This window comes from Kitasatospora sp. NPDC048722, assembly GCF_040650235.1.
In the GTDB taxonomy this organism is placed as follows: Bacteria; Actinomycetota; Actinomycetes; order Streptomycetales; family Streptomycetaceae; genus Kitasatospora.
Window position 1 is genome coordinate 1 of sequence record NZ_JBEZGX010000126.1, and the last position, 6451, is coordinate 6451.

Sequence of the window (6451 nt, forward strand, 5' to 3'; positions counted from 1 at the left end):
GTCCAGGGCGACGACGCGGGTCTCCCCCTCCCCGTAGACCTTGTTCAGGCCGGTGGCGCGGGCGGCCGCCCGGCCGGTGCGGACGGCGGTTGCGGGCATCGTCACGGGGAGACTCCTGGAAGGACGGGAACGGATGGTCGGGTACGTTCCATCCTTCCAAGGACTCCGAAGGCGATTCGTATGTCCCGGGGAGGGGCGACCCCCGCCTTCCCGGCGTAGTGGCGGGCCCTTCCCTCCTCCTGAGGTATGACATTCGTCCCCTACGTCACCGCGTGCCCGCTACTCGACGGCGACGCCGAACGCCCCCGCGAGCCCGGCCAGGCCGTTGGCCACCGACGCGCCCGAGGGTGTGAACCGCCAGCCCCCGCCGTTGCGCTGGAACGCCCCGACCAGCATCGCGCTGTCCGGCACGCCCCCGGTGTCGGCCGTCCACCGCTCGGGACCGGCCACGCCCTGCCCGTACGCGCCCGTCAGCGCCAGCCCGTGCACGTACCCGAGGGGCAGCGCCGGCGGCTCCTCCTCCTCGGTCGAGACGGCGATCACCACCTCCTCCACCGCGGGCCCCAGCCGGGCCGGGTCCAGCGTGACCCGGGCGGCCCGCAACGGCTCGCCCGGCACCGAACGGGTCGGGTGCAGGCGCACCGCGCCGTCCGGGTCCTGCGGGTTGTTGAAGAACACGAAGTGCTCGTCGCTCAGCACCCGGCCGCCCGCGCACACGAACGCCGTCACGTCCAGCTCGACCGCGTCCCCGCCGGCCGTCCGGCTCCGCCACACCACCTCGACGCCGGTGCGCCGCTCGACCGGCCCGTCCCCGTCCGCTGCCTCGTCGACGGCGTTCCGGGCGCCGCCGAGCCGCCCGCGCAGGCCCTGCTCGGCCAGCAGCTCGACCAGCTCGGGGCCGCTCACCAGCGACAGCGGCTTGTTGCGGATGTACTCGTACGAGCCCGGGCCGAAGCCCGCCGTCGTCACCAGGATGCCCTTGATCGCGCCGTGGTGGCGCACGGTGGAGTCGAGGTCGCGCACGGCCGTCGGGGAGACGGTCGAGCGGTAGCGCTTCGCCTGGATCACGATCTTGCCGCCGGTCACCGGATCGAGGTCCTCGGCGACCACGTCCACCCCGACGTCGCCGCTGCGGGCCGTCGTCATCACCCGGAAGCCGCGCAGCCGGAACAGCTCCGCGATCAGGTTCTCGAACTCGATCGGGTCCATCTCGAACAGGTCCGGCTCGTCCTCGCCGCCGTGCCCGGCCAGGCTCCCGCCCACCGTCTCCGGCAGCCGGCCCGGCCGGACCTCGTCCAGTCGCTCCGGGCGCGCCGACAGCGTGCCGCCGAGGCCCTGGAAGCACTCCACCGGCGCCACCCGGTCCAGCGCGAGCCCGGCGAAGTCGGCGCGCGCGGTGGACAGCGTCGACAGGAAGCGCTCCGACTCCCGGCCGGTCGCCGGGTCGATGCCGCGGACGTAACCGTTCAGCACCACCGAGTCCAGCATCCCGTCCCGGTCCGCCCGGAACAGCTCCGCCGCCACCCGCAGCGAGGTCTGCGCCAGCACCTCCCGGTACAACGCCTTCCGCTCCGTCGCCGGGCGCGCCACCTCGGCCTCGCGGTCGTCCGACTTCACGTACCGCACCCGCACCGCGGCCGGCACGACCTCCGGGCCCGGCAGCTCCCAGTTCACCACCAGCTGGCGCGACGACGCCTCCCACGCCGCCACCAGCCGGTGCGGGAAGCCCTCCGGCCACGCGGCGGACGCGTACAGTCCCGCCGTGAAGTACTCCTGGACGGCCTCCGGCTCACCCGCGCGCAGCCGACGCAGCAGCTCCTCCGTGCGGACGGTCCGCTCCTCGTCCTCCCGGCGGTGCCGGGCCACCCGCTCCAGGTACTCCTGGTGACAGGCCGCCAGCCGCCGCTGCCGGTCCGCCTCCCGCGCCTGCGCGGCGTACCAGTCCTGCTCGAAGCGGGCCCGCGCCTGCGCCGCGTACTGCTCGTAGCGCTGCCACACCCCCGCGTTGCGGGACTGTGCCGGATCCGGCGGCGGCACCAGGTAGGCGTTCTGATCGGGCATCGGCACCGGCTCACCCAGCGCACCCGGCTCGAACGGCGGCACCGGACGCGGCGCCAGCAACGCCTGCGGGCTGAACTCCGGCGCCCGCAGCCCGGCCGCCAGCAACCCGCGCAACTCCTCCACCCGGGCCTCCAGTTCGGCCGTCCGCCGGGCCGCGTCAGCCTCCCGCGACTGCTGGTAGGCGCGTTGCGCCTCCCGCTCACCGCGCACCGCGGCCCGCTGCGCCTCCCGCAACTCGCGCTCCCGGCGCCGCTCCTCCGCCGCCTGCGCCCGCCAGCGGGCCTCCTCCCGGCGCTGCTGCTGCCGCTGCGTCTCCGCCCAGACCGCCAGCACCCCGTCGTTCCGCCGCCCCGCCACCGTCCACCCCTCCACTCCGCACACCGCCACCGGCGCCCGCCACAATAGAACGTGAACACCCCACCGAGCCACGCGCCCCGACCACCCCCGGGGAGCGGGACCGTCGCAGGTCGGCGGGTGCGCGCCGGCTCCTCGGCGCTCTGCGGGACGCCGGTGTGCGCTGATTCCGACCGAACTGTCCTGCGGGCCTAGGATCACTTCTCGTCAGCGCGCAGTCGATGAGCCGGGGGAGGAATCGTGACGCAGGCAGATCGCAGGGACGCGGAGTTGTGGCGGAGGTGCCGGGAGATCGCGGAGGCGCTGCCCCTTCCGGAGCCCTTCGAGATGCCGGCCCTCGCCGCGACACTGGCGCGAATGCGGGGCAGGCCGCTCGAGTTGGTGCCGCTGCCGGGGTGGAGCAGGGGCCCGTGCGGGATCCTGGCCAGCACCGACCGGGCCGACTACATCGGGTACCCCTCCGACACCAGCGTGCTGCACCAGCAGCACATCCTGCTCCATGAAGTCGGCCATCTGCTCTGCGGGCACACCGGTACGACCGCGCTCGGATCCGCCGCGTCCGCGGCGCTGATGCCCCATCTGTCGGGCGAGCTGATCCGGCGCGTGCTCGGCCGCTCGGCCTACTCCGACCACCAGGAGCAGGAGGCCGAACTCATCGCCTCCCTCGTCCTGCAGCGCGCGCGGCACCGGGCCCGGACCGCGTCCGCGGCCACCGGCGATCCCGACGGTCGGGTGACCCGGCTGGGCTCCGTGTTCGGGCCCGCACCGAGGAGCAATCCGGCAGGTCATGAGTGACCGGCTGGCCGACGTGGCCGACTACCTCGCCTGCCTGATCACCCTCGCCGGAACGGCGGTCAAGGCTCTGTCCGACCGCGGTCGGCGGTCGGATCCGGCGCTCCGCTACGTCTACGCCGCCGGGCTGTGCATGGGGCTGGGGCTGGCGACGACGCCTCCGGCGACGTTCACCGCGGCGAGCGGCCTCGGGTCCTGGCCGTGGTCCTGGTTCGGATCCGGCTGCATCCGGCTCGTCAGCGACGAGTTGGAACTCCTCGCGGTCGGCTTCCTGGCCATGCTGGCCCACTCGATCCAGCCGTCGGACGGTGTCCGCGGCGGGCTTCGACGGCAGGTGGCCATCACGGCCGGGGCCTTCGTGCTGAGCGTCGTCGCGTACGTCGCCGCCGGCACCACCCAGGTGGGCGCCCTCGTCGTCGCGCACGGCCGACGGCGGTTCGTCCTGGTCGTCTACGTCGGGCTGCTCACGGCCCACCTGGTGTGGCGGCTGGCCGTGTTCGGGCTGCTGACCGGCCGGTCCGCCCGCCGGATGCCACCGGGCACACTTCGTTCCGGACTGCGGCTGATGGCATCCGGAAGCGTGATCGGGCTGCTCTGGATCGCCGGCAACGTCAACGACGTGGTCGATCTGCTGACCACCGGCGGTGAGATCGGCCCCGAGACCGCGGTGAACGCCGTGGCGGCACTCGGCTGCGTCGTCCTGATGCTGGCCGGAGCGACCACGCCCGTTTGGGGCGGCCGTCTGGCGAGGTGGTCGCGACCCCTGCGCGCCCGGTACGCGTCCCGCCGACTGGAACCGTTGTGGTCGGCGCTGCGAGCGACGGTGCCGGCGGTGGAGCTGCTGCCGGAAACCGCGCGGGCGGGGCGGCGCATGCCGCACGGTGCGCAGTTCGCGCTCTACCGCCGCATCATCGAGATCCGCGACGGCCAGCTCGCGCTCCGTCCGTACGTGCACCCGCAGGTGCCGTTGTGGGTCGCCGAGTTCACCGCGAGCACCGTGAACACCGGCAGATCGCGCTTCCGTCGGCGCCACGAGGTCGCCGCGACCGTGGAGGCTGCCGGCATCGCCGCCGCCCTGGAGGCGGCCGAGGCCGGGCACCGTTACCCCGCCGAACCGTCGGCCGGATACGTCCCGCCCGAGGGGCAGGTCGGCATCGAGGAGGAGGTCGCCTGGCTGATCAAGGTGGCGGATGCCTTCGTCACGTCCCCGGCCGTGGCCGACGTTCGCAACCGGGTGCGCGACGAGCTGCACAGCGTCCCCGGGTGAGATCGGACCGCTCCTGCCCGGCCCGCCCGAATGCAGGACGGAACGTCAGGTGTGCGGGGTGTAGCGGGCGTCTTCCGGTCCTGGCTCTACAACCAGCCGGACCCACGAGCCGAGATCGAACGTCTGCGAGCCCGGAACGGCCCCGTCCCCGCTGCCCGCCCGGTTCGCGATCGACAGCGGGCCTCCGAGGCACCCCTGCTGCGGCGTCTGGAGACCGCCACCGAGCGCAACCGGCGGCCGGAGGCGGAGAACCGCGAGCTCAGACAGTCCCTGGCGCTGGCGCTGGCGTTGGGCGAAGGTCGCACGGCCGACGTCTGCGGCACCCGCGACGCGGCGACGTCACCGGTTGCAGGGGCGATCGGCCCATGCTGAGAAGCCGATGCGCCGGCATCGCGACCGCAGCTGTTCCCGCGGCCGACCGGGGGCGGCGAGGATACTCGGTCGACGGAGGGGTGCTGTTACGGCACTATCCGGGGCAAGGTCCGATGATGAGGAGCACGGTGACAAGCCAGGGCGTGACGATCACGGCACGATGCGAGGCCTGCGGCGGTGTGCTGATACTCGACACCGGCCAGTCCATCGAAGGTGGACGCCTGTGGTGGGGAACCGAGGGGGGCTGCCAGTCCTGCCCCATCGCCTGGTGCGATCAGGACTTCGGCGACGCGACTCCGGAGGAGATCCGCCAGGCCCTCCTGGCGGAACACGGACCCGCCCGGCTCCGGCTGACAGAGCCCGAGGCGAGTGCAGTGCCCGTCCTTCGCGCTCTTCGGGAGGTGCACGGCCTATCACTGGCACAAGCACGGGCTATGGCAGACGAGTTGAAGACGACCGGCCTCGTGGGCACGTTCGTCGAGATGGAACTCGTCGCCTCCCGCCTGCGACACCATTCCGTCAGAGTGACAGTCGAGACAAAGTCCGGCTGACCGTCCGGAGCGAGCGACCCGCCGGGCGACACGATCTCCGCAGCCGGAAGGGTCTCGAACCCTCCGCGTCGACGACACCGTCCACATCACATCGTCCCTGGTCGGCGTCGTCCTCGTCGCAATGGCTCAAGATAACGGCCGACGATCTTCCTCCCGGCATCGATGCCCTGGGCGGAGGCGGGGACGCTGGTGGCGGTCTTCACGCTCTGCGAGTCGAGGCCACAGGCGGCCGGCACCGGATCGCGGCCCTCGGCGGTGCGGACGGGGCACCGCAGCAGGCCGCCGAGCTGCTCGAACACCCCTTCCTCATCGGCTGCGGGCTGGGCTACCTGGTCCGGTGGCTGGCGGCCACCAACGCACTCGCTCCGGACGTCGAGCTGGTCGGAGTCGACCTCGACGCCGCACTGGTCGGCGAGGCAGATCGCCTGGCCCGTGGCGAGGGACTCACCTGCCGCTTCGTCCATGGCAATGCCTTCGCGCTGCCGGAGCCCGCCACCGTGTACGTCTCCACCGGCGTGCTGCACCACTTCCCCGAGCCCGCCTGACGGACTTCTTCCTGGCCCAAGGCGCCTCCCCCGCCCTGGCGTTCTGCCACTACGACATCGCCGCGACCGGCCTCGCCCCCATCGGCGCGTGGATGTTCCACCGCGCCCGGATGCGCCACCCACTGGGCCGACACGACGGCGTCGCCTCCGCCCGGCGGGCCCACAGCGACGAGTCCCTGCTGCGGACCGCCGCGGCTTCGGGCATGCGGCCGCTGCTCTACGAGCCCCGCCGCGCCGCCAACCCCTTCTGCACCACCCTGCGCCCGGTCCTTGGCCTGCGCCCGCAGCTGGAAGCACCCCTGCGCCAGGCCCTTGGCCGCGCCTCCCGCCGGCTCCTCGGCCCAACGCAGCGCCGCTACGCGCTGGCGGACTCGTGGTCGCGATCGTTCTTCTGCTCCTGCCCTACCGTCTACGCGGCACGAGTCCGTTCTCGAAGGCGATGATCGCCAGGTGGACGCGGTCCCGGGCCTCGAGCTTGGCGAACAGACGCGCGACATGGGTCTTCGCGG

At 73.3% G+C, this 6451-nt stretch carries 5 protein-coding genes and 3 pseudogenes; 4 read left to right on the plus strand and 4 right to left on the minus strand.

Going from position 1 to position 6451, the window contains the following annotated elements:
* Both AB0C76_RS40805 and AB0C76_RS40810 read right to left on the minus strand, forming a co-directional pair.
* A pseudogene (locus AB0C76_RS40805) lies at positions 1–99 on the minus strand (ABC transporter ATP-binding protein); the annotation flags it as partial.
* Between the two features lie 180 nt (positions 100–279).
* A complete protein-coding gene (locus tag AB0C76_RS40810; RefSeq protein ID WP_359975697.1) occupies positions 280–2418 on the minus strand; it encodes a restriction endonuclease in 2139 nt (712 codons plus the stop codon).
* A gap of 237 nt (positions 2419–2655) precedes the next feature.
* Here AB0C76_RS40810 and AB0C76_RS40815 point away from each other — a divergent pair, with 237 nt between their 5' ends.
* The 3 genes from AB0C76_RS40815 (at position 2656) to AB0C76_RS40825 (ending at position 5397) form a co-directional block, all read left to right on the plus strand.
* Positions 2656–3210 carry a ParH-like protein gene (locus AB0C76_RS40815; RefSeq protein WP_359975700.1) on the plus strand — a complete coding sequence of 185 codons (555 nt, stop codon included), beginning with the start codon at positions 2656–2658 and terminating at the stop codon, positions 3208–3210.
* On the plus strand, positions 3203–4474 hold the full coding sequence (locus AB0C76_RS40820; protein ID WP_359975703.1) for an MAB_1171c family putative transporter: 1272 nt from the start codon (positions 3203–3205) through the stop codon (positions 4472–4474). Before AB0C76_RS40815 ends, AB0C76_RS40820 begins: the two co-directional genes overlap by 8 nt.
* Positions 4475–4974: 500 nt before the next feature.
* A complete protein-coding gene (locus AB0C76_RS40825) occupies positions 4975–5397 on the plus strand; it encodes a hypothetical protein (RefSeq protein WP_359975706.1) in 423 nt (140 codons plus the stop codon).
* Positions 5398–5531: 134 nt separating this feature from the next.
* Here AB0C76_RS40825 and AB0C76_RS40830 read toward each other — a convergent pair.
* A pseudogene (locus AB0C76_RS40830) lies at positions 5532–5648 on the minus strand (IS5/IS1182 family transposase); the annotation flags it as partial.
* Positions 5649–5738: 90 nt separating this feature from the next.
* Here AB0C76_RS40830 and AB0C76_RS40835 point away from each other — a divergent pair.
* On the plus strand, positions 5739–5942 hold the full coding sequence (locus tag AB0C76_RS40835; RefSeq protein ID WP_359975709.1) for a class I SAM-dependent methyltransferase: 204 nt from the start codon (positions 5739–5741) through the stop codon (positions 5940–5942).
* Between the two features lie 402 nt (positions 5943–6344).
* On the opposite strand, the pseudogene AB0C76_RS40840 reads toward AB0C76_RS40835, so the two are convergent.
* A pseudogene (locus AB0C76_RS40840) lies at positions 6345–6451 on the minus strand (DNA-binding response regulator); the annotation flags it as partial.